General features: G+C 72.3%; 22 protein-coding genes. 8 read left to right on the top strand and 14 right to left on the bottom strand.

Annotated features, from left to right (window positions below):
- Nucleotide 1 precedes the first annotated feature (1 nt).
- The 5 genes from ACWEVS_RS21595 to ACWEVS_RS21575 all read left to right on the top strand — a co-directional run bounded on the left by ACWEVS_RS21595 (nucleotide 2) and on the right by ACWEVS_RS21575 (nucleotide 4,340).
- Nucleotides 2-958 carry a hypothetical protein gene (locus ACWEVS_RS21595; protein ID WP_452552962.1) on the top strand — a complete coding sequence of 319 codons (957 nt, stop codon included), beginning with the start codon at nucleotides 2-4 and terminating at the stop codon, nucleotides 956-958.
- A 33-nt stretch (nucleotides 959-991) separates the two neighbouring features.
- Nucleotides 992-1,621: a 4'-phosphopantetheinyl transferase family protein gene (locus ACWEVS_RS21590; RefSeq protein WP_354910657.1), complete on the top strand. Its 630-nt coding sequence runs from the start codon at nucleotides 992-994 to the stop codon at nucleotides 1,619-1,621.
- 109 nt (nucleotides 1,622-1,730) lie between these two features.
- A complete protein-coding gene (locus ACWEVS_RS21585; RefSeq protein WP_449920760.1) occupies nucleotides 1,731-2,189 on the top strand; it encodes a MarR family winged helix-turn-helix transcriptional regulator in 459 nt (152 codons plus the stop codon).
- Between the two features lie 16 nt (nucleotides 2,190-2,205).
- Complete coding sequence (locus ACWEVS_RS21580; protein ID WP_452552959.1) at nucleotides 2,206-2,850, top strand: LppX_LprAFG lipoprotein; 645 nt, start codon at nucleotides 2,206-2,208, stop codon at nucleotides 2,848-2,850.
- Nucleotides 2,847-4,340, top strand: coding sequence for an MFS transporter (locus ACWEVS_RS21575; RefSeq protein WP_452552957.1), 1,494 nt, complete (start codon nucleotides 2,847-2,849; stop codon nucleotides 4,338-4,340). Before ACWEVS_RS21580 ends, ACWEVS_RS21575 begins: the two co-directional genes overlap by 4 nt.
- Here the strand turns inward: ACWEVS_RS21575 and aspS are convergent.
- Nucleotides 4,291-5,544, bottom strand: coding sequence for an aspartate--tRNA(Asn) ligase (gene aspS, locus ACWEVS_RS21570; RefSeq protein ID WP_452552955.1), 1,254 nt, complete (start codon nucleotides 5,542-5,544; stop codon nucleotides 4,291-4,293). The genes ACWEVS_RS21575 and aspS overlap by 50 nt on opposite strands.
- 352 nt (nucleotides 5,545-5,896) lie before the next feature.
- Between aspS and ACWEVS_RS21565 the strand changes: the two genes are divergently transcribed.
- The gene (locus tag ACWEVS_RS21565) at nucleotides 5,897-6,334 is read left to right on the top strand and encodes a DUF6220 domain-containing protein (RefSeq protein WP_452552953.1); all 438 of its coding nucleotides are present in this window, start codon (nucleotides 5,897-5,899) and stop codon (nucleotides 6,332-6,334) included.
- A 134-nt stretch (nucleotides 6,335-6,468) separates the two neighbouring features.
- On the opposite strand, the gene der is transcribed toward ACWEVS_RS21565, so the two are convergent.
- The 4 genes from der to ACWEVS_RS21545 all read right to left on the bottom strand — a co-directional run bounded on the left by der (nucleotide 6,469) and on the right by ACWEVS_RS21545 (nucleotide 10,748).
- Nucleotides 6,469-7,887, bottom strand: coding sequence for a ribosome biogenesis GTPase Der (der, locus tag ACWEVS_RS21560; RefSeq protein ID WP_449920769.1), 1,419 nt, complete (start codon nucleotides 7,885-7,887; stop codon nucleotides 6,469-6,471).
- 64 nt (nucleotides 7,888-7,951) lie between these two features.
- Complete coding sequence (gene cmk / locus ACWEVS_RS21555; protein WP_452415714.1) at nucleotides 7,952-8,623, bottom strand: (d)CMP kinase; 672 nt, start codon at nucleotides 8,621-8,623, stop codon at nucleotides 7,952-7,954.
- A 125-nt stretch (nucleotides 8,624-8,748) separates the two neighbouring features.
- Nucleotides 8,749-10,128, bottom strand: coding sequence for a carotenoid oxygenase family protein (locus tag ACWEVS_RS21550; protein ID WP_452552952.1), 1,380 nt, complete (start codon nucleotides 10,126-10,128; stop codon nucleotides 8,749-8,751).
- The gene (locus tag ACWEVS_RS21545; protein WP_452552950.1) at nucleotides 10,125-10,748 is read right to left on the bottom strand and encodes a TetR/AcrR family transcriptional regulator; all 624 of its coding nucleotides are present in this window, start codon (nucleotides 10,746-10,748) and stop codon (nucleotides 10,125-10,127) included. The genes ACWEVS_RS21550 and ACWEVS_RS21545 overlap by 4 nt, the downstream gene beginning before the upstream one ends.
- 97 nt (nucleotides 10,749-10,845) lie before the next feature.
- Here ACWEVS_RS21545 and ACWEVS_RS21540 point away from each other — a divergent pair, with 97 nt between their 5' ends.
- Both ACWEVS_RS21540 and ACWEVS_RS21535 read left to right on the top strand, forming a co-directional pair.
- Nucleotides 10,846-11,679 (top strand): glycosyltransferase family 2 protein, encoded by an 834-nt coding sequence (locus tag ACWEVS_RS21540; RefSeq protein ID WP_449920775.1) that lies wholly within the window; start codon nucleotides 10,846-10,848, stop codon nucleotides 11,677-11,679.
- 37 nt (nucleotides 11,680-11,716) lie between these two features.
- A complete protein-coding gene (locus ACWEVS_RS21535; RefSeq protein WP_452552949.1) occupies nucleotides 11,717-11,911 on the top strand; it encodes a DUF2795 domain-containing protein in 195 nt (64 codons plus the stop codon).
- Nucleotides 11,912-11,927: 16 nt separating this feature from the next.
- Here ACWEVS_RS21535 and ACWEVS_RS21530 read toward each other — a convergent pair whose 3' ends face one another.
- The 9 genes from ACWEVS_RS21530 to ACWEVS_RS21490 all read right to left on the bottom strand — a co-directional run bounded on the left by ACWEVS_RS21530 (nucleotide 11,928) and on the right by ACWEVS_RS21490 (nucleotide 22,014).
- Nucleotides 11,928-13,028, bottom strand: coding sequence for a prephenate dehydrogenase (locus ACWEVS_RS21530; RefSeq protein WP_354911003.1), 1,101 nt, complete (start codon nucleotides 13,026-13,028; stop codon nucleotides 11,928-11,930).
- Between the two features lie 64 nt (nucleotides 13,029-13,092).
- Complete coding sequence (aroH, locus tag ACWEVS_RS21525; RefSeq protein ID WP_449920780.1) at nucleotides 13,093-13,452, bottom strand: chorismate mutase; 360 nt, start codon at nucleotides 13,450-13,452, stop codon at nucleotides 13,093-13,095.
- Between the two features lie 63 nt (nucleotides 13,453-13,515).
- Nucleotides 13,516-15,483 carry a pseudouridine synthase gene (locus ACWEVS_RS21520; protein WP_452552947.1) on the bottom strand — a complete coding sequence of 656 codons (1,968 nt, stop codon included), beginning with the start codon at nucleotides 15,481-15,483 and terminating at the stop codon, nucleotides 13,516-13,518.
- Entirely contained in the window at nucleotides 15,480-16,013 is a 534-nt protein-coding gene (gene scpB, locus ACWEVS_RS21515) for an SMC-Scp complex subunit ScpB (protein ID WP_354911001.1), read from the bottom strand. Before scpB ends, ACWEVS_RS21520 begins: the two co-directional genes overlap by 4 nt.
- Before the next feature lie 859 nt (nucleotides 16,014-16,872).
- Nucleotides 16,873-17,655 (bottom strand): segregation and condensation protein A, encoded by a 783-nt coding sequence (locus ACWEVS_RS21510; RefSeq protein WP_354910999.1) that lies wholly within the window; start codon nucleotides 17,653-17,655, stop codon nucleotides 16,873-16,875.
- Between the two features lie 101 nt (nucleotides 17,656-17,756).
- Nucleotides 17,757-18,698 (bottom strand): ParA family protein, encoded by a 942-nt coding sequence (locus tag ACWEVS_RS21505; RefSeq protein WP_449920784.1) that lies wholly within the window; start codon nucleotides 18,696-18,698, stop codon nucleotides 17,757-17,759.
- Between the two features lie 114 nt (nucleotides 18,699-18,812).
- The gene (locus ACWEVS_RS21500; RefSeq protein WP_449920786.1) at nucleotides 18,813-19,718 is read right to left on the bottom strand and encodes a site-specific tyrosine recombinase XerD; all 906 of its coding nucleotides are present in this window, start codon (nucleotides 19,716-19,718) and stop codon (nucleotides 18,813-18,815) included.
- Nucleotides 19,719-19,732: 14 nt separating this feature from the next.
- The gene (locus ACWEVS_RS21495; RefSeq protein WP_354910625.1) at nucleotides 19,733-20,353 is read right to left on the bottom strand and encodes an NUDIX hydrolase; all 621 of its coding nucleotides are present in this window, start codon (nucleotides 20,351-20,353) and stop codon (nucleotides 19,733-19,735) included.
- Entirely contained in the window at nucleotides 20,350-22,014 is a 1,665-nt protein-coding gene (locus ACWEVS_RS21490) for a CTP synthase (protein ID WP_354910623.1), read from the bottom strand. Before ACWEVS_RS21490 ends, ACWEVS_RS21495 begins: the two co-directional genes overlap by 4 nt.
- Nucleotides 22,015-22,061: the final 47 nt, after the last annotated feature.

Genomic DNA, 22,061 nt, shown 5'->3' with positions numbered 1-22,061 from the left:
CATGACCACCAAGCAGTCCCTCGCCGAGGAGACGACCCGAGAGGAACCGGAGGCCGACATCTCGGGAACCGAGACCGCGCAGCCCGATGTCCCGGAGACCGGTCCCTCGACGACCGACGCCCCGAAGGCCGACGTCCCCGAGGACGCGGCGACCCCGAAGGCACAGACCCCAGAGGCACAGACCCCAGAGGCACAGACTTCGGGGGCACAGACTCTGGGGGCACAGGCTCCGGGGGCACAGGCTCTGAAGGCACCGGCCTCGAGAACCAACGGTCCGGAGGGCGAGGGTTCGGAGGCCGTCGATCCACCGCCCGTCGCCTCCAAGACCGCGAGCACCGCGGCCGGGGACGCCACCGGGGACGCCGGGGACGCCGGGGACGGGGGTGCCGGCCGTACGGGTGGAGGACGTGGCGCGCGGTGGCGTGGTGTGGCGATCGGCGCGGTGCTGGCGCTGGTGCTGGCCACGGCGGGCGCGACCGCGGTGCTCCAGTGGATCAGCGCCGGCCGTCTCCAGGACCGGCTGGCCCCGCTGGAGCACGACCGCCTCCTGCGTCTGGAGGTGTCGGGCGCCGCCGGCGCGTTCGCCACCACCCTGCTCAGCTACGACTACAAGGACCTGCAGACCACTCGCGGCAAGGTCATCGCGATGACCGCGGGCGACTTCCTGGCCACCTACGACGAGGCGTTCGGCGGCCCGATGGAGCAGGTCATCGTCAAGCTGGAGGCCGTCTCCAAGGCGACGGTCCGCGAGGTGTACCTGTCCGAGCTGGACGACGCCTCCGCCAAGGCGCTGGTCTCGGTGGACCAGCAGGTCACCAGCAAGGAGGCGGTGCGCAACGTCCTCGGCACACACCTGAAGCTGGTCATGATCAAGCAGAAGGGCGTGTGGAAGGTCAGCGACGTCACCGTCCTCGGCGCGGCCAAGGAGACCGAGACCAAGCTCGACAAGAAGGGCTAGGACCATCCCCCTCCCGACCTCTAGGCTGGGCGGATGCGTGATCCTCTGGCGATGGGCGGACCGGTCGAGGAGATCACCGGTTCGGAGGGGTGGCTGACCGGTGCCGAGCGGGAGCGTGCCGCCAGGTTCGTCCGCGAGGCGGACCGGCGCGCATTCGTGGCCGCCCACCTCCTCGTACGGCACTGCGCCGCCGCCTACCTCGACCTGCCGCCCGACCGGGTCACCCTGCTGCAGCACTGCGACGTGCACGGCGCCGGGCACGGCCGGCCGTACCTGGAGGGGCATCCCGAGCTGGGTGTCAGCCTCAGCCACACCCACGGCTACGTCTGCGCGGCGGTCGGTGAGGGGAAGGTCGGCGTCGACGCCGAGCGGGTGGCCGACGGGCCCCTCGACGAGGCTCTGGCCGGGCAGGCGCTCACCGGCAGGGAGCGCGCGCTGGTCACCGGCAACGCGGACCTGATCAGGATCTGGGCGCGCAAGGAGGCGCTGGTCAAGCGCGGCGAGCTGACCCTCGACCGGTTGGGCGAGGTGGACCTGTCGGAGCTGGCGGCGCTGGAGCGGCAGGAGTGGCGGGGCCGTCATCTGCTGGAGTGGACGGCGCCCGGGTCGGTGCTGGTGACGGTTATCACCGACCGTCCTGCCGTCCGGATACCGGCGAAATAGGGTCGTCGTGCGTTTCCGCGGTCAGGCCCTCGTCGTCCCCGCCCCTGCGCGGGCAGGCGTTTGGGGTGCGACGCGGTCGTGAGCGCCGCCGGAGAGGTAAATTGGGATCATGAGCACGCCTCGCTGGCTTACCACGACAGAACAGCGCGCTTGGCGTGCCCACCTCGCCGTGCACAAGCTCCTCATGCACCGCCTCGGCATCGACCTGCAGGAGTTCGGCCTGTCGGTGAACGACTACGAGATCCTCGTCAACCTCTCCGAGTCTCCGGGCAAGCGCATGCGCATGAGCGACCTCGCCGACGCCACGATCCAGTCGCGCAGCCGCCTGTCGCACCAGATCTCCCGGATGGAGGCGGCCGGCCTGGTCACCAGGGAGGACTGCGCCGACGACCGGCGTGGCACCTTCGCGGTGCTGACGGACGACGGGTGGGCCACGATGCAGCGCGTCGCGCCGTTTCACGTCCAGAGCGTCCGCGACCATTTCGTCGACCTGCTGACCGACGACCAGCTGCAGGCGCTCGAACAGGCCTACAACCCGATTCTCGAGCACCTCAAGAGCCTGCGCTGAGCGCTACGATCCGGGCATGCTGCGAAAGCTCCTCCTCGTCGTCCTCGCGCTCGCGCTGACGGCCTGTGCCGGCCAGGAGACCCTGCCGCCGGGCCCCGAGCTGGTGAAGAAGTCGGCGGCGGCGATGAAGGCGGTGACCAGCGCCTCGTTCGCGATCACGACGGACGGCGCGCCGAAGATCCAGCTGAAGCGGGCCGACGGCAGGCTGACCGCGACCGGCGAGGCCGATGGCACGTTGCAGGTCCTTCTCATGAACAGCCTGCAGGAGTTCAGCTTCGTGGTGGTCGGCGACACCGTCCATTTCAAGGCCATGACGGGCGGCTACCAGAAGCTGCCGAAGCGGCTGCTGATGGCGGGCGTGGGCTACGACCCGTCGACGCTCCTCGATCCGGACACCGGCATCTCCTCCCTCCTCGGCGGGCTCGGTGACCCGGTCACGGAGGCGGAGGAGGACGGCTCCTACCGCGTCGCGGCCACCTTCCCCGGCAGGACGATGGGCACGCTGGTCCCCGGCGTCACCTCCGACATCAAGGGCAAGCTCTGGATCGACGCCGCCTCCAGCCGGCTGAACCGGATCGACCTGCCGCTCGACGGCGGCTCCGTCACCGTGACGCTGGCGGACTACGACGCCCGCTTCACCATCACTCCGCCCGCCGGATGAGCCTGCGCCGCAGCGTCGCCCTCGGGGTCGGCGGCACCGCCGTTCTGCTGGCCGCCCTCGACGCCTACGTGGTCGTCACCGTCCTGATCGGCATCGCCCAGGACGTCGGCGTCCCCGTCAACCGGCTGGAGCGGGCCACCCCGGTGGTCACCGGGTTCCTGCTCGGCTACGTGGCCGCGATGCCGCTGCTGGGCCAGCTGTCCGACAGGTACGGCAGGCGTCCCCTCATCCACGCCTGCCTGGCCTGCTTCGCGCTCGGCTCGGTCCTGACCGCGCTGGCGGCCTCCCTGCCGATGGTCGTGGCCGGCCGTACCGTGCAGGGCATCGCGGGCGGCGCGCTGCTGCCGATCACGATGGCGCTGGTCGGCGACCTGTGGGAGGACGACGAGCGGCCCGTGGCGCTCGGCGCCGTGGGGGCGGCGCAGGAGCTGGGCAGCGCGCTGGGCCCGCTCTACGGCGCGGTCGTGGCTCTGCTGCCCGCTTTCACGCTGTTCGGCGTGGACCTGGGCGGCTGGCACGCGATCTTCTGGCTGAACGTGCCGCTGGCCGGACTGGCGGCGGTCGCGGTCCAGCGGACCGTCCCGCCCTCGGCCACGGGCGGCGGCAGGGTCGACGTGACGGGCGGCGCGCTGCTGGCCGTCGCGCTCGGGCTGCTGGTGGCGGGGCTGTACAACCCCGATCCGGCCAAGGCCGTCCTGCCCGCCTGGGGCCCGGCGTTGATCGGCGCCGGCCTGCTGGTCGGGGCGACGTTCGTGTGGTGGGAGATCCGCTCACCGGTCCGGCTGCTGGATCTCACCGGTGTCGCCAAGCGGCCGCTGCTGGCCACGCTCGGCGTCAGCTTCCTGTCGGGCGCGGCGCTGCTGGTCACGATGGTGTTCGTGCAGCTGGCCGCGCAGACGCTGTTCGGGGCCGACGCGCTGGGCGGGGCGCTGACACTGGCCTGGTTCCTCGGCGCGCTGGTGGCCGGCGCGCTCGCCGGCGGCCTGCTGACCCGCAGGTACGGCGAGCCGCCGGTCATGGCGGCGGGCCTGGTGGTGGCGACGGCCGGCTACTGGCTGCTGTCGGGCTCGCTCACCGGCCCGCTCGAGCTGGTGATCGCCGGCGCCGGGCTGGGCGTGGTGATCGCGCCCGTCTCCTCCGCCGCGTTGCGCGTCATGCCCGCCGCCCAGCACGGCGTCGCCTCCGCCGCGGTCGTGGTGGCCAGGATGATGGGCATGCTGATCGGCATCGCCGCGGTGTCGGCGTGGGGGTTCTACCGTTTCCAGTCGCTGACGGCCGACCTCGACACCCCGCTGCCGCTCGGCGTCGACGCGGCGACCTACGCCCGGCAGCTGGCCGACTACACCGCGAAGGTGCAGGCGGCGCTGCGGACCGAGTACAGCGAGATGTTCGTGGCGACCGCCGCGCTGTGCGTGCTCGGCGCGGCGGTCGCCCTGCTGGTCAGGGTGCGAGCCGGTGCAGGTCTCGCGGGAAGAGCGTCGCGGACCTGACGTTGGCGGCCCCCGTCAGCCTGGCGGTCCAGCGTTCCAGGCCGATCGCGAAGCCGCCGTGCGGCGGCATGCCGTGCGCGAACGCCGACAGGTAGCCCTCGTACGGCCCGGTGTCGCCGCCCAGCGCGGCGAGGTAGTCGGCGTGCCGGTGCAGCCGCTGCCCTCCGGTGACCAGCTCCAGGCCTCTGAACAGCAGGTCGAAGCCGTTGGAGTAGCCGGGCCGCTCCGGGTCGGGATGGGTGTAGAAGGGCCGCTTGGCCATCGGATAGCCGGTGACGAACAGGAACTCCGAGCCGTGCTCGCGCAGCGCCCACTCCGACAGCCACCGCTCCTGCGCGGGTGACAGGTCGGGTTCGTCCTCGCCGGTCAGCGCCTGCGCCTCGGTGAAGTGGATCGCGGGGATCTCCTGCGGCACCTCGGGGAGCGTGACGCCCAGCGTCTCGACGGCCTGGGCCGCGCGCCGCCGTACCTCCTCGGTCATGCCGGCGATCGCCTCCCGCAGCACGGCCATCACGTCGCGGTGGTCGCGCACGAAGCCCAGCTCGGCGTCGAGCGAGGTGTACTGGGCCAGGTGGCGGGCGGTGTCGTGGGGTTCGGCGCGGAAGACGGGGCCGACCTCGTAGACCCGCTCGAACACCCCGACCATCGCCTGCTTGTAGAACTGCGGCGACTGGGCCAGGTAGGCGGGCCGGCCGAAGTAGTCGATGCCGAAGACGTCGGCGCCCGACTCGGTGGCCGAGGCGACGATCTTCGGCGTGTGGATCTCGGTGAAGCCGAGGGCGTCCAGCGCCGACCGGAATCCCGCCACGCCGGCCGCGGCGATCTCGAACGGCGCGCGCAACGCCGGGTGCCGCAGCGCGACGGGCGCGTGGTCGAGGACGGTGGGCAGCGACGCCGGGACCCCCGGCCGGTACAGGTCGAACGGCGGTGCGACGGCGGGCTCGGCCAGCACGGCGATCTCCGGCGACGTCAGCTCGACGCCGCCGGGCGCCTGCGGGTTGACCGTGACCGTGCCGGTGACCTCGACGACGCTCTCCTCCACCGGCAGGTCACCCGAGGTGACCGCCTGCGTGAGACCCGCGCGGTCGCGCACGATGAGAAACGAAACGGACTTCAGCTGCCGCCGGCGGTGCACCCACCCGGCGACCTTCACTCGTTGCCCGGCATGCTCGGCGAGCTCTGCCGACAGGACACGAGAGATCATCACAACTCCTTGAGCCGCATGATCCCTTGGGGACGCGGGGGAGAAGGGAACTCCCGGTGCCACCGCGCCTTCGCCGCCTCGTGAGCGGCCTCATCCGACCCTGTGACGGAGGTCAACCCGGCGGGGCATTTCCTCCCCGCACTCAGGAGTGTCTTCGCCCGGGGTCGCGGGACCGCCTTTCCAGCTTCCGGCGGCTCTCTCGGCCGTTGACGATCCGGGTTACTCGTCTCCCTCAACGTGTTGCGCAGGAGAGTACCACGCGTTACCGGACAGCTGAGTATGGGCCTACTCATGCCCGGCCGGGTGTCTCAGGCGCAGCATGGCAGGACCGATCCACCCCGAGGAGCACGACATGCGCAAGGTTCTGGTCGTCTGCACCGTGGTCCAGCTCGCCCTCGTCGTCCTGCAGTTCTACCTGGCCACCTACGGCGCCTTCGAGACGCCGAGGCCCGCCGACCCGGACGCGGCGGCCATCAACTGGCACGTCGCCAACGGCTTCATCGTCATCCCCGCCGTCGCCCTGATCACGACGATCATCGCGGCCATCGCGCGGGCGCCGGGCAAGGTGATCGCCGCCGGCGCCGCGCCGATCGTGCTGGTCGCCGTCCAGATGTTCGTGCTGTTCCCGCTGGCCGAACTGGCCGGCGCGACGATGGACAGGACCACGCCCGCGAGCCTGTTCGTCCTGGGCTTCCACGCCGTCGTCGGCGTGCTGCTGCTCGGCGTGGCCATCTCGGCGTCGCGGGGCGCGCGGGCCCACGCCCGGGCGGTCGCCGTCCCGGCGGTGTGAGCACGACCGCGCCGATCTCGTCCCGGACGCGACCACGCCGGTCTCTGGACCGGTCTCCTGGAGTCTCCTGGAGTCTCCTGGAAAGGCGAAGCGCCCCCCTCCTGGGCGGAGAGGGGCGCGGGCCGGGCGGCGGCCTACTTTTTGACCGGGGCGCCCTTCTTCTTCTCGCGGATCTTCATCGTCACCTCGATCGGCGAGCCCGCGAACCCGAACTCCTCGCGGATGCGCCGCTCGATGAAGCGCCGGTAGGTGTCCTCCAGCCATCCCGAGGTGAACAGCACGAACTTGGGCGGCTCGGTCGACGCCTGCGTCGCGAAGAGGATCTTCGGCTGCTTGCCGCCCCGCACCGGCGGCGGTGTCTGCTGGACCAGCTCGGTGAGGAAGGCGTTGAGCCGTGCCGTCGGCACGCGGGTGGACCACGAGTCGAGCGCCTTCTCGATCGCCGGGACCAGCCGGTCCATGTGGCGGCCGGTCTTGGCGGAGATGTTGACCCGCAGCGCCCACGGCGTGCGGACGAGCTGCCGGTCGATCTCCTTCTCCAGGTAGTAGCGCCGGTCCTCGTCGACCAGGTCCCACTTGTTGAAGGCCACGACCATCGCCCGGCCCGACTCGATGACCAGGCCGATGATGCGCAGGTCCTGCTCGGTCAGCGGCTGGGAGGCGTCGATCAGCACGATCGCCACCTCCGCCTTCTCCAGCGCGGCGCGGGTGCGCATCGCGGCGTAGAAGTCGGCCCCCTGCAGCTCCCTGTCACGCCTGCGGATGCCGGCGGTGTCGACGAAGCGCCAGGTGGTGCCGCCGAGGTCGATCAGCTCGTCGACCGGGTCGCGGGTGGTGCCGGCCATCGGGTCGACCAGCACCCGCTCCTCGCCCGCCAGCTTGTTCAGCAGGGACGACTTGCCGACGTTGGGCTTGCCGAGCAGCGCCACCCGGTGGGGGCCGCTCGCCTGGCCGAAGGTCTGCTCGGGAGTCTCCGGCAGCGCGTCGAGCACCACGTCCAGCAGGTCGCCGGAGGAGCGGCCGTGCAACGCCGAGACGGGGTACGGCTCGCCGAGGCCGAGCGACCACAGCGCGTGCGCCTCCAGCTCCATCTGCTGGTTGTCGACCTTGTTGGCGACCAGGATGACCGGCTTGCCGGAGGCGCGCAGCACGCCGCCGACGATCTCGTCGGCGTCGGTGGCGCCCACGACGGCGTCGACCACGAACACGATCACGTCGGCCAGCTCGACCGCGACCTGGGCCTGCTCGGCGATGCGCAGGTTCATGCCGGTGGCGTCCGGGTCCCAGCCGCCGGTGTCGACGACGGTGAAGCGCCTGCCGCGCCAGTTCGCGTCGTAGGTGACGCGGTCGCGGGTCACGCCCGGCACGTCTTCGACGACCGCCTCCCGGCGGCCGATGATGCGGTTGACCAGCGTCGACTTGCCGACGTTCGGCCGGCCGACGATGGCCACCACCGGCAGCGCCACCTGCTCGTCGGCGCTGTGGTCAGGGATCCGCATGTCGGCGAGCTCGGCCTCGATCCAGCCGGAGTCGTCGTACTCCCCCGTAGTCACGTGTCTCGTTCCTTTGAGTACCGCACCTGGCCTCAGGCGCGCTCGGTGTATGGGCGCGGCCGAGCTAGGACTCGTCCTGGCTCGATCGCTCCCTGATCAGCCTCAGCACCTCCGCGATGACCTGGTCGAGGTCGAGCGGCGTGGTGTCGATCTCGACGGCGCCATCCGCCATCGAGAGAGGGTCGGTCTTCCGTGTCGAGTCAAGAGAATCGCGCCTGGCCATCGCGGCGCGCTGCGCCTCCACCGTGGTGGTGTCCGGGACGCCCGTCTCGACGTTGAGCTCCGCCGTACGGCGCAGCGCCCTGGCGTCGGCGCTGGCGGTCAGGTAGACCTTGAGCGTGGCGTCGGGTGCGACCACGGTGCCGATGTCACGGCCCTCGACCACGATGTCACCCTTGCCGATGATCTCCCGCTGCATCTCCACGAGCCTGGCCCGCACGTCGGGCACGGCGGCCACCAGCGACACCGCGCCGGTCACCTCCTGGCTCCTGATCGGCCCCGCCACGTCGACGCCGTCGACGTGGATGGTGGGGTCGTCGGGGTCGGTGCCCGAGACCAGCGAGGGCTCGCCCGCGCGGGCCGCGATCGCCGCAGGGTCGGTCAGGTCGACGCCCCGCTGGAGCATCCACCAGGTGATCGCGCGGTACATCGCCCCGGTGTCCAGGTATCGCAGCCCCAGCGCGCGGGCCACCCCGCGCGACGCGCTCGACTTACCCGACCCCGAAGGCCCGTCCATGGCGACGACCAGAGCGGTCACGGCCTCTCCCTCTTCACGTTTTCCCAACCTCAAGAGGCTACCGCCTTATGCCCATGCGGACAGACACGGAGCGGCGCGGGACGGCGACGGGATCGGTCCGGCGCTCAGGCCGCGCCCGTGTCGGCGACCCAGCTGCCGTGGAAACCGAGGGGGACGCGGGCGGGCAGGTGCACGGTGGCGACCGGCTCGCCGGTGAAGTCCTGGGCGGAGAGGATCAGCAGGTCGGTGGCGCCCCTGCCGGGGTCGTTGACGAAGGCCATGACGTAGCCGTCGTCCTCGGCCACGCCGCCCTGGGAGGGCACGAAGACGGGCTCGCCCGCGGCGACGCCCCTGGGCAGCTCGCGTGTCTCCTGCGTGCCGGCCGCCAGGTCGTGCTTGATGAGCGCGTTGCCGAACGCGGTGTCGGGCAGGTCCTCCAGGTCGCTGTCGCCGGGGTAGACGAGGTCGGCCAGGTCGTCGGCCGCGGCGGCGTAGCCGTACCGGTAGGGGAGGGAGGTGAGCCGCTCGTCGGCGCGGGGGAACTCCTGCGCCCGGTCGTCGAGCCTGGTCTCGGTGACCTTGTCCGAGGTGAGGTCGAGCGTGAACCTGTCGAGCGTGGGCACGCCGCCCAGGTCGAGCCGGGCGTCGACGAACCTCTTGGGGTAGCGCACCACGTCGATGACCACCTGGTCACCGTCGTCGTAGGCGTTGAGGGTGTGGAAGATCCAGCACGGCTCCACCTCCAGCCAGCGCACCGAGCCGCCGCCGTCCTTCGGCAGCAGCCCGATGCGCGCGGGGTGGTCGTCGTTCCAGCTGTACGGCAGCGGCACCCCCCTGGCCGCGTGGTCCATGCTGAAGGTGACGGGCAGGTCGTAGATCACCACGTAACGCTGGGTCAGCGCCAGGTCGTGGACCATCGGGGCGTCGGCCACCGGGATGTCGACGGTCCTGCTGACCCTGCCCTGCGGGTCGATGACCACGTGCTGGTGGTGGTCCCAGCCGAAGTAGTAGGCGATGGCGTGCAGCTCGCCGGTGTGCGGGTCGAGCTTGGTGTGGGCGGCGTAGCCGCCGGGCAGCGTGCCGCCGAAGTCGCACGGGCCGACCGTGTCGAGCTCGTAGGTCAGCTCGTACGGCCGGCCGCCCGCCTCCACCGTCGCGAACGTGCGCCCCGCGTGGCCGATGACGTGGGTGTTGGCGGCGAAGTCGAAGTCGGCGTGGACGGGCCCCGGACGCGGCTCCTCCCCCAGGCGCGTGGCCACGTCGGCGCTGCGGACCCACCGGTTGCGGTACCACTCGGCCCTGCCGTCGCGCAGCCGTACCCCGTGGACCATCCCCTGGCCGAGGAACAGGTGCGCGGCGGCGGGGTCGTCGAGGCCGAGCGGGTTGGGCCCGTTGCGCAGGTAGCGGCCCGACAGCTCGGCGGGGACGCGCCCGGTGACGGGCAGGTCGAAGGCGGTGATCTCCTCCGCGACGGGGGCGAAGCCGCCCCTGAAGGGGGTGGTCATGACGGTGTCCTCTCGTCGGGCGGGCCGGGCAGGAACGGGGTGAGCACCGAGGCGCACAGCGTGACGAAACGCCGTTCGGCCTCGACCGGGCCGAAGTGCCCGGACAGTTCGAGGCTGGTCGCGCCGTGCGCGGCCATCCAGAGCAGGTCGGCGATCTCCTGGGCGTCGCCGCGCAGCTGTCCCGCCTCCAGGCAGGACGCCACGTCGGCGTACAGGATGTCGAAGGCCCTGCGGCCCGCGGCCAGCGCGGCGGCGTCGGGCACGAACCCGGGCAGCGCCCCCTGGAACATCACCCGGTAGTACTCGGGCTCGGCGAGGGCGTAGGCGCGGTAGGCGGCCCCGCACTCGTGCAGCCTGGTCAGCGGGTCGGCGGAGGTGCGACCGGTCCGCAGGGCGCGCTCGAACCTGGCGAAGCCCTCCAGCCAGAGCGCCTCCTCCAGCCCCTCCTTGGCGCCGAACAGCGTGTAGATCACCTTCGTCGAGCAGCCGACCGCGCCCGAGATCCGGCGCACGGTCAGCGCCCCAGGCCCTTCGGCGACGAGCAGATGGGTGGTGGCGTCGAGGATCGCGGCCCGGACGGCCTCCTGCCCGACCTGCTGTGCCTCGCTGTATGCCGTCATGGTCGGTAACGCCGTTTCTCTGCGGTAACGCTGTTACCGTCTTTGTACGCGCGCCCGCGCCACGCGTCAAGGGAGCGTTCCCGGATAGAACTCCCCCATGAGCAACGATCGGGTGACCGTGGTCGTCGCGACGAGGGACCGGCGCGAGTCGCTGGCCAGGACGCTGCCCCGGCACCCCGGGCCCGTCGTCCTGGTCGACAACGGCTCCGCCGACGGCACCGCCGCCTTCGTCCGCCACACCTTCCCCCACGTGCGGGTCGTGGAGGCGGGACGCAACCTGGGCGCTCCCGCGCGCAACCTCGGCGTACGGCTGGCGGCCACCCCCTACGTGGCCTTCGCCGACGACGACTCCTGGTGGGCCCCCGGCGCGCTCGACCGGGCCGCCGACGTGCTCGACGCCCACCCGCGCCTGGCGGTGCTGGCCGCCCGCGTGCTCGTCGGACCGGAGGAGCGCACCGACCCGGTCAGCGCCGTCATGGCCCGCTCGCCGCTGCCCGGCTCCGCCGGACCCGGCGTACTCGGCTTCCTGGCCTGCGGCGCGGTGGTGCGCAGGCGGGCCTACCTGGAGGCGGGCGGCTTCGACGACGTGATCTTCTTCTTCGGGGAGGAGGAACGGCTCGCGGTGGACCTGGCCGCGCGCGGCTGGGAGCTGGCCTACGTGGCCGACGTCGTGGCCCACCACCACCCCTCCCCCGCCCGCGACCCGCACGGGCGCAGGGCGCTGGCCGCCCGCAACGCCGTCCTGACCGCGGTGCTGCGCCGGCCCTGGCCCGTCGTCGCCCGCACGGTGCTGCGCGCTGCCGCCGCCGGCGCCGCCGGTCGGGCCGGGCTGCGCGCCGCGGTACGGCGGCTGCCGCGCGCGCTGGCCCTGCGGCAGGAACTGCCGCGCGACGTGGAACGGGCCCGTGTGCTGTTGGAACGCCGCCCCTGACCCGTTACCCGCCGCCCGCCTCGGGTACGCGCCCCTCATGGGGAACACACCGGATCCGATCCAGCTGCAGAAGCACCTGTCCGGGGTCGACTACCCCGCGAAACGGGACGATCTGGTGAAGGCAGCCCGCGAGCAGGGCGCCGACAAGGAGATGATCAAGGCGCTGGAGTCCATTCCCGACCGCGAGTACGACGGCCCCAACGCCGTCAGCCAGGCGGTCGCCCAGAAGTGACCAGGACGGCGCTCTCCTAGGGAACCTGCCAGCCGCGTTCCTGCAGGGCCTGGTTCAGGACGGCGACCGCGTCCGGCTGCACCGACAGCTCGGCCAGGCCCAGCGGCAGGCCGGGCGCGTGCTCGAGCCTGACGTCCTCGACGTTGACGCCCACCTCGTCGCAGATCTGGAACAGCCTGGCCAGCTGGCCGGGCCGGTCACCGATGACCACCTGGACGACGGCATAGGCCGCCGCGGGCCCGCCGTGCTTGCCGGGGATCCTGCCGTGGCCGACCACGCCCCGCTTGAGCAGTTCGGTCACCTCGGGGCCGGCGCCGTCGTCGCCCGCGGCCATGGCCCGCAGCGCGGTGGCGGCGTCGGCCAGGTCGCGCGAGACCGCCTCCAGCACCTCGGCCACCGGGGCGGCGTTGCCCGACAGGATGCCCAGCCACAGGCCGGGGTCGCCGCCGGCGATCCTGGTCACGTCGCGCACACCCTGGCCGGCCAGCCCGAGCGTCACGTCCGAGGCCTCGGCCAGGCGGGCGGCCACCGCCGAGGCGGCCACGTGCGGGGCGTGCGAGACGACCGCCACGGCCCTGTCGTGGTCTTCGGCCGCCACCTCGACCGGGTTGGCCCCGCACAGCTCGATGAGGGCGAGCACGGCCTCCCTGGCCTCCGGCGCGGCCTCGGGGGTCGGGCACAGCGCCCACGGCCGCCCGAGGAACAGGTCGGCCCTGGCCGCGCCGGGGCCCGCCTTCTCCCTGCCCGCCATGGGGTGCGAGGCGACGTAGGTGCTCAGGTCGCAGCCGAGCCCGGCCGCCTCGGCGATCGGCCTGGCCTTGACGCTGGCGACGTCGGTGTAGAAGCGGGCCGCGTCACGCTGCTGCAGGCCGCGCAGCTCACTGGCCACATGGCCCGGCGGGACGGCGACCACCGCGAGGTCGACCGGGTCGCCCAGGCGCCATTCCTGGCCCGCGCCCATCTCCCTGGCCAGCCGTACGGCGCCCAGGTCGCGGTCGGCCAGCAGCACGGTCACGCCGCGCTGGCGCAGCGCCAGTCCGATCGACGTGCCGACCAGGCCGGTGCCGAGGACGAGGACGGTGTCGAGCTTCACCGTGTCCACTTTCTCCGTGTCCATTCTCACTGCGCGATTGTCAGGTGCGCGTCACGCGATCACGACCCCGCGTGTCCACGCGCGGTCGTCACTGCGCGATGTCCTGCCGCAGCACGGTCGCGCCGCGCAGGTAGACGTGCTGGATCTCGCTGCGCGGACGGTCGCTCTGCACGTGCGCCATCAACCGGACCACGCGCGGCAGCGCGCCCGGCACGCCGATCTCGGTGCAGCAGATGAGCGGTACCTCATGGAAGCCGAGCTTACGCGCCGCGAGGGCGGGGAACTCGGCAGTGAGGTCGGGCGTCGCGGTGAACAGCACACTGATCACGTCGTCGGTGGTCAGCTGGTTGCGCTCCATGACCGCCGAGACCAGCTCGGTGGTCCCGCTGATGATCGCGTCGCGGTCGTTGGCCTCCACCTGGATCGCCCCGCGAATCGCCCGCACCATGTCAATCCCTCCATATGGTTCGGAGCCCGCACACATGTGCGCGGGCTCCAGCGTCCGGCCAGATTACAGCTTGACCGCCGCGTAGAGGTCGCCGACCTCCTTGAGGGTCAGCGCCCTGATCGTGCCCGGCTTGGTACGGCCCAGCTTGACCGGACCGAACTCGATCCTCGCCAGGTCGATCACACGGTGACCCGACTCCTCCAGCATGCGCCTGACGATGTGCTTGCGGCCCTCGTGCAGCACGACCTCCACCAGCGCCTGCTGCCCGTGCTCCTGGACGATCTCGAAGTGGTCGGCCTTGGCCAGGCCGTCCTCCAGCTCGATGCCCTTCTTGAGCCTGCGGCCCAGGTCGCGCGGGATGGGACCGGGCACCTTCGCCCAGTACTTCTTCTGCACGCCGTAGCTGGGGTGGGTCAGCCTGTTGGCCAGCTCGCCGTCGTTGGTGAGCAGCAGCAGGCCCTCGGTCTCGGTGTCGAGCCTGCCCACGTGGAACAGGCGGGGAGCCAGCTCCTGCACGTAGTCGGCCAGGCACGGGCGGCCCTGCGGGTCCTCCATCGTGGAGACCACGCCGATGGGCTTGTTCAGCGCGTAGTAGACAAGGTCGGGAGCGGTCGGGATGCGCTTGCCGTCGACGTGGATGACCTGCGTCGCGGGGTCGACCTTCGCGCCGAACCTCCGCACGACCTGGCCGTTCACGGTGACGCGGCCCTCGCCGATCATCTCCTCGCAGGCCCGCCTGCTGGCCACGCCCGCCTGGGCGAGCACCTTCTGCAGCCGCACGCCGCCCGGCACCTCGGTGGTGTCGCGCTCGTCGGCGTAGTCGTCGGGGTAGAAGTCACGGTCGCGGATGGGCTGGCGAGCCGACTTGAAGGCGTCGCGCGGCTTGCCGCCGCCGAACGACTGCGCCCTTCCGGTACGGCCCGCGCCGGCCTCGCGCTTGGGGGCGGGACGGCTGGAGACCCGGCCGATCGTCTGGGGCTCCTCGCGCCTGCCGTAGCGGGCCCGCGTGGAGCTCTCCCCGCGCCTGCCGACCCTGTCGGCCCTCAGGCCGGCACGGTCGTCACGGCCCGAGGCGCCGCGCTCCTGACGGTCACCGCCCTGGAAACCGGCCCGGTCGCCACCCTGGAAACCGGCCCGGTCGCCACCCTGGAAGCCGCGGCCGTCCCGGTCACGGAACCCACGGTCACCGCGGTCGCCGCGGTCACCACGGTTACCCCGGTCGCCGCCGAAGCCGCGGTCCGGGCGGTCGCCGCCGCCGGATCCACGCCCGTCACGGCCACCGCCGAACCCGCGGCCGCCGCGGTCACCGCCGAACCCGCGATCGCCGTAGCCGCGCTCGCGGGACCCGCGGCCTTCCCGGTCGCCGCCGCGGAACCCGCGGTCGTCACGGTCACCGCCGAACCGGCGGTCACCACGCTCACCACGCTCGCCACCGCCGGACCCGCGGCCCGGACGGTCGCCGGCACGGAAGCCGCGCTCGTCACGCTGGGCGCGGAAACCCCGCTCGCCCCGGTCCTGGCGGCCGGCGTCGCGGGAGCCGCGCTCGCCACCGCGGAAACCGCGGTCCTCACGAGAACCGCGGTCCTCACGGGCCCGGCCGTCCCGGTCGCCCCGCCCGTCGCGGAAACCCCGGTTGTCTCGGGCCTGATCGCCACGGTGACCCCCGCCGTCGCGGAAGCCGCGGTCCTCGCGCGGGCCGCCGTCGCGGAAGCCGCCACCGCGCTCGTCGCGGGACTGCGGCTTGCCGTACCTGGCACGGGAGCCGCCGCGGTCGGCGCGCATGGAGTCGCGGGAACCGCCGAAGCCGCCCCGGCTGTCGGATCCGGCACGGAAGTCGTCACGGCGGGAACCCCCGCCGAAGTCGTCGCGGCGGGGACCGCCACGAGAGTCGTCGCGGCGCGAGTCGCGCCTGTCGTCGGAGCGGTAGGCGGGACGCCCACTGCCGCCGCTCCTGGAGCTCGCGCCCCGGGAACCGCCGGTGCGTCCTCGACCGCGTCCATCACCGGACGGGGTGCTGCGCCTGTTGATCACTTCGTTGTCTCCTCAAGGTTTTCCACGTCGTCGGGCAGGAAGGGCGCGAGCTCGGGAAGCTCGTCGAGGCTCTTCAGGCCCAGTCGCTCCAAGAAGTAGGAGCTGGTCCGGTAGAGCACCGCCTGGCTCTCCGGATCGGTGCCGGCCTCTTCGACCAGCCCTCTGGCGACCAGCGTCCGCATGACGCCGTCGCTGTTGACGCCGCGCACGGCGGCGACACGGGCGCGGCTCACCGGCTGCCGGTAGGCCACGACCGCGAGAGTCTCCAGCGCGGCCTGGGTGAGCCGCGCCTGCTGGCCGTCGCGGACGAACCGCTCGACCAGCGGGGCGCAGTCGGCGCGCGAGTAGAACCGCCAGCCGCCTGCGACCTCCCTCAGATCGAAACCCCGCCCGGCACCGGAGTATTCCGCCGCCAGCGCATTCAGCGCGGCCTCGACCTCGTGGGTGGGGCGTTCGAGCACCTGGGCGAGGGTGATCGCGTCGACCGGCTCGTCGACGACGATCAGGATCGCCTCCAGCGCCGCGTTCAGATCCGGCGCGGCCGTACCGGGCTCGGGCTCGCCGGCGTCGAGGGGCGCGAAGTCCGCCTCGTCCGGGCGGGGCGGGTCATCGGCCGGCGACCCGACCAGGCCGGACGAACCCGTACCCGGGCTCGTCTCCCCGCCGTCACGGCCGGCACCCCGAACGGCACCGGACTCCCCCGCAGCCACATCCCCGACCTCCGCAGCGGCGAACTCATCCGCCGCCGCGCCCACGGCCGTCTCCGGAGCGGCTAGCTCGGCACCCGGAGCGCCGGACTCGACATCCGGAGCGGCGAAGTCGACACCCTGAGCGGCGAGCTCGGCCGCGACCGCCATGCGCTCGGCCTCCGGAGCGGCGGGCGCGCCATCCTCGGAACCGGTGTGCCCCCCGGGAACGTGCGCGGCCCCCAGGAGGCCGGGCGCGACCCGTGCCGCGGGAAGGCCCGGCCTGACCTGCGTCGCCGGAGGGCTGGATTCGACCGGCCCGGCCGGAAAGTCCGACGTGGCCCGCGCGACCGGAAGGACCGACGAATCCTGCCCGCCCGTACGATCCGGCTCGACCAGCCCCGCCGGGACGTCCCGCTCAGCGGACACCCCCGGCAGGTCAGGCCCGCCCTGGACCTCGGCAGGCTCCGGCTCGGCCCGCGCTGCCTGCGGCTCCGGCGCGTCCGGCGCCGCCGTCTGCGGGGCGGGGTCGTCCATGGGGGAGGCGGCCGCTGGGTCCGCCGGAGCGTCCTCGAGGTCGGCGCCGAAAGCGCCCGAACCCGGCAGGCCCGCCCACGCGGCCCCGCGCGGACGCTCGCGCCGGGGCGCCGGCGAGCCGTCGGCCCGACGCTCGGACGGCGACGGGCCCCTGGGAGCCCGGAACTCACTCATCAGCAGCCTTCTCCGCGCTCTCTTCGTAGTCGTCGCCCACCGCGACGTCTCCGTCGTCGGCTCCCGTCCAGGTCACGTGCAGATCGCCGAGGGGCTCCACCTGTTCGAAGCTGACAGCCGACTCCCTGAACAGCTCCAGCACGGCCAGAAAGCGGGCGATCACCTCGAAGGTGCCCTCGCAGTCGGCGACCAGCGTCCTGAACGTGGCCGTGCGCAGGTGCCGCAACCGCCGCACAAGGATAGCGGCTTGGTCCCTGACGCTGGCCAGCGGTTGGTAGATGTGCCCGACGCCGACGGTGGGCGGCAGCTTGGGCGTGAACGCCTTGGCAGCGATGCGCGCCAGCTGCTCGGGCCCGATGCCGAGGACCAGCTCCGGCAGCAGGTTGGCGAACTGCGGCTCCATCGGTACGGCCCGCGGGAACCGCAGCGACTCCTCCGCCATCAGCCCGGAGAAGACCTTGGCGACCTCCTTGTAGGCCTTGTACTGCAGCAGCCTGGCGAACAGCAGGTCGCGCGCCTCCAGCAGCGCGAGGTCCTCCTCGTCCTCGACCTCGCCGGTCGGCAGCAGCCGGGCCGCCTTGAGGTCGAGCAGCGTGGCGGCGACCAGCAGGAAGTGGCTGGTCTGGTCGAGGTCCCACTCGGGGCCCTTGGACCTGATGTAGGCGATGAACTCGTCCGTCACCTTCGACAGCGAGACTTCGGTGATGTCGAGCTTGTGCTTGGAGATCAGCCCGAGCAGCAGGTCGAAGGGGCCCTCGAAGACGTCGAGGTGCACCTGGAAACCTTGCGGCCGCTCGTCGCCCTGACCGCCGGCTGGGCCGGCCTTCCCGGGCGGGGACTGCCGCCCCTGCCCGGAGCGTGTGGGGGAGGTCGCGGTCACCTGGCCATTGTCGCAGGCTGCTGCCAGCGCGAGAGCACCTCTCTGGCCAGCTCGCGGTAGGCGTTGGCGCCCAGCGAGGACGGGTCGAAGGTGGTGATCGGCTCACCCGCGACGGTCGCGTCGGGGAAGCGGACGGTCCTGTTGATGACCGTGTGGAACACCTTGTCGCCGAAGGCCTCCACGACGCGGGCGAGCACCTCGCGGCCGTGCAGGGTGCGGGCGTCGTACATGGTGGCCAGCAGGCCCTCGATCTCGAGCTCGTCGTTGAGCCGCTCCTGCACCTTGGCGATGGTGTCCATGAGCAGGGCGACACCGCGCAGGGCGAAGAACTCGCACTCCAGCGGCACCATGACGCCGTGGGCGCAGGTGAGCGCGTTGACCGTGAGCAGGCCGAGCGAGGGCTGGCAGTCGATCAGGCACACGTCGTAGAAGGGCAGCAGCGGCTTGAGCACGCGCCCCAGCACCTGCTCGCGGGCCACCTCGGTGACGAGCTGGACTTCGGCCGCCGACAGGTCGATGTTGCACGGCAGCAGGTCGAGGCCCTCGACCCCGGTCTGGAGCAGCACGTCCTCGGCGGCGACGTCGCGCTCCATGAGCATGTTGTAGACCGTCAGGTCGAGCTGGAGCGGGTTGATGCCCAGGCCGATCGACAGGGCGCCCTGCGGGTCGAAGTCGACCAGCAGGACCTTCAGCCCGCACTCGACGAGCGCGGCGCCCAGGTTGATCGTGGTGGTGGTCTTGCCGACCCCGCCCTTCTGGTTGACCATCGCGACCACCCGCGCGGGGCCGTGCGTCTCGCGCGGCACCGGCTCGGGGAACACCGGGCGCGGCCGCCCGGTGGGGCCGAGATTCACGCCCTTGGCGGTCGTGTCGGTCTTCGTGTCGCCCCAGGGGTTCTCAGGGGTCCCCGGGGTCGAACCGTTGGCGGTCACAGTCACCAGCTCGAACCTCCCTGACGGTCCCGAACCGGACCGTCCGGACGGACACTATGGCGTCAGCACTTAGGCGGCAAGAAGGCACGCCGACTTACCGCACGACGCAAAGACTATAGATCACCGGCGGGCACGGGGGTGCGCGGCGGCGTAGACCTCGCGGAGCTTGTCGACCGTCACCAGCGTGTAGACCTGGGTGGTCGTCACCGAGGCGTGGCCGAGCAGTTCCTGGACCACCCTAACGTCCGCGCCGCCGTCGAGCAGGTGGGTCGCGAACGAATGCCGCAAGACGTGCGGAGAGATCCCTTCCAGGCAGGCCCGCTCGGCGGCGGCCTGCAGCACCTCCCAGGCGCCCTGCCTGGTGAGGCGGCCGCCGCGGGCGTTGAGGAAGACGGCCGGCGTGCCTCTGCCGTGGCCGAGCAGGGACGGCCTGGCCCGCACCAGGTAGGCGTCGAGCGCTTCCCTGGCGAAGCGGCCGACGGGCACGACGCGGGTGCGCCCGCCCTTGCCGCGCAGCCGTACCTGGTCGTCCTCGAGGTCGTCGAGAGCCAGGCCGACGGCCTCGGAGATGCGGGCGCCCGTGCCGTACAGGAGCTCCAGGAGGGCGCGGTTGCGGAGGGTCAGCGGCGCGCCGTCGGGCCCGGAGGCGGCGATGAGCCGCTCGACCTCGGCGACGCCGATCGCCTTGGGCAGGCGGCGCAGCTGGCGGGGCGGGCGCACCTCGTGGGCGGGATCGTGGCCGGTGACGCCTTCGCGCAAGGCGAACCTGTGCAGGCCGCGCACGGCCGAGACGGCGCGCGCCGCCGAGCTGGCCACCAGGGCCGGGTGCTCGCCGTCGCCCTCGCGGAGCGCGGCGAGGAAGGCGAGGACGTCGGCCTCGCCCACCTCGCCCAGCGAGACCCGGCCGCGCGACCGCAGGTGGTCGACGTAGCGGCGCAGGTCTCTGCGGTAGGAGGCCAGCGTGTTGGCAGCCAGGCCCCGCTCCACCGCCAGATGGGCGAGGTAGCTGGAGAGCACTGCCTCCACGGATGATCCTCCCGTCACGCCTCCGGTGCGTCGGCGGGCCGCAAGTGGGCGAATCCGTCGGCCGACGCCGCATATGCGGCGAGGATACCGGCCACGGCCGGGGAATTGTGGATCATTCCCTCGAGCGTCTTCTCGACCGCTTCGGCGAGCGGGACCCACTGGACCGGCATGTCGAACTCCTCGTGGCGGCGTTCGAAGTCGATCTCCGTCTCGGACAGGTCCCTGGCCAGGAAGACGCGGATGCGCTCGTCGGACATGCCGGGCGAGGTGTAGAGGTCGACGAGCGTGTGCCAGGTGTCGGCCTTGTAGCCCGCCTCCTCGGCCAGCTCGCGCGCGGCGGTGGCGACCAGCGGCTCGCCCTCGACGTCGCGCAGGCCCGCGGGCAGCTCCCACAGCAGGCGGCGCGTCGGGTGCCGGTACTGCCTGATCAGCAGGACGCGCTCGTCGGCGTCGAGCGCGAGGACCGCCACCGAGCCGGGGTGGACGACGTAGTCACGCTGGGCGACCTCGTCGCGCGGCATGCGCACGGTGTCGGTGCGCACGCCGATCACGTATCCCCTGAAGTGCTCCCGCGAGTCGACGACCGGCCACTCCTCGGGAGAGTCGGCCACGGGCAGGCCGGCGTCGGAGCTCACTTGCCTGCCGCCTTGGGCGAGCGGCCCGCCGCGTAGGCGAGCGAGGCCGAGATGAGGCCCTTGAACAGCGGGTGGGCGCGGGTCGGCCGCGAGCGGAACTCGGGGTGGGCCTGCGTGCCGATGAAGAAGGGGTGCTGCTCGACGGGCAGCTCGGTGTACTCCACCAGGCGGCCGTCGGGCGACAGCCCGGAGAAGACCAGGCCGACCTTCTCCAGCTGCTCGCGGTAGGCGTTGTTGACCTCGTAGCGGTGGCGGTGGCGCTCGTCGGCCTTGGCCTTGCCGCCGTAGAGCTGGCGGGCCAGCGTGCCCTCGCCGAGCTTGGCGGTGTAGAGGCCAAGGCGCATGGTGCCGCCCATGTCGCGCTCGCCGGCGACGACGTCCTCCTGGTCGGCCATGGTGGAGATGACCGGGTGCTTGGTGTCGGGGTCGAACTCGGCGGAGTTGGCGTCATCGACGCCGGCCAGGTTGCGGGCGGCCTCGATGACCATGCCCTGCATGCCGAGGCAGATGCCGAGCAGCGGGATCTTCTTCTCGCGGGCGTGGCGGATGGCGCCGATCTTGCCCTCGATGCCGCGCACGCCGAACCCGCCGGGGATGAGCACGCCGTCGACGCCGTCGAGCTCGCGGGCCGCGCCCTCCTCGCTCTCGCAGTCGTCGGACTTGACCCAGCGGATGTTGACGCGGCTGTCGTTGGCGAAACCACCGGCGCGCAGCGCCTCGGTGACGCTCAGGTAGGCGTCGGGCAGGTCGATGTACTTGCCGACGAGCGCGACCGTGACCTCCTTGGCCGGACGGTGGACGCGGCGCAGCAGCTGCTCCCACTCCTTCCAGTCGACGTCACGGAATGGCAGGCCGAGGCGGCGCACGACGTAGGCGTCGAGGCCCTCGGAGTGGAGCACCTTGGGGATGTCGTAGATGGAGGCGGCGTCGACGGCGCTGACCACGGCGTCCTCGTCGACGTCGCACATCAGGCTGATCTTGCGCTTGATGGAGGTGTGGACGGGGCGGTCGGAGCGCAGCACGATCGCGTCGGGCTGGATACCGATGCTGCGCAGCGCGGCCACGCTGTGCTGGGTCGGCTTGGTCTTCAGCTCGCCGCTCGGCCCGATGTACGGCAGCAGCGAGACGTGCAGGAAGAAGACGTTGTCGCGGCCGACCTCGTGCCTGATCTGGCGCACCGACTCCAGGAAGGGCAGCGACTCGATGTCGCCGACGGTGCCGCCGACCTCGGTGATGACCACGTCCACGTCGGGACCGGCCATGCCGCGGATGCGGTCCTTGATCTCGTTGGTGATGTGCGGGATGACCTGGACGGTGTCGCCGAGGTACTCGCCGCGCCGCTCCTTGGCGATGACGTTGGAGTAGACCTGACCGGTCGTGACGTTGGCCGAGCCGTGCAGGTCGGTGTCGAGGAAGCGCTCGTAGTGGCCGACGTCGAGGTCGGTCTCAGAGCCGTCGTCGGTGACGAAGACCTCTCCGTGCTGGAAGGGGTTCATCGTGCCGGGGTCGACATTGAGGTAGGGGTCGAGCTTCTGCATGGTGACCCGCAGCCCACGGGCCTTCAGCAGGCGGCCCAGGCTGGAGGCCGTGAGTCCCTTGCCGAGACTGGAGGCGACACCGCCGGTGACGAACAGATGCTTGGTTTGCGATGCGCTGCGCAAGAAGTCTCCCGTGGCTCGAGGTGTGGCGTTGACGTCCACGGGCTCTC

Source organism: Nonomuraea sp. NPDC003754 (assembly GCF_053605785.1).
This window is presented reverse-complemented; position numbering and strand designations above follow the sequence as displayed.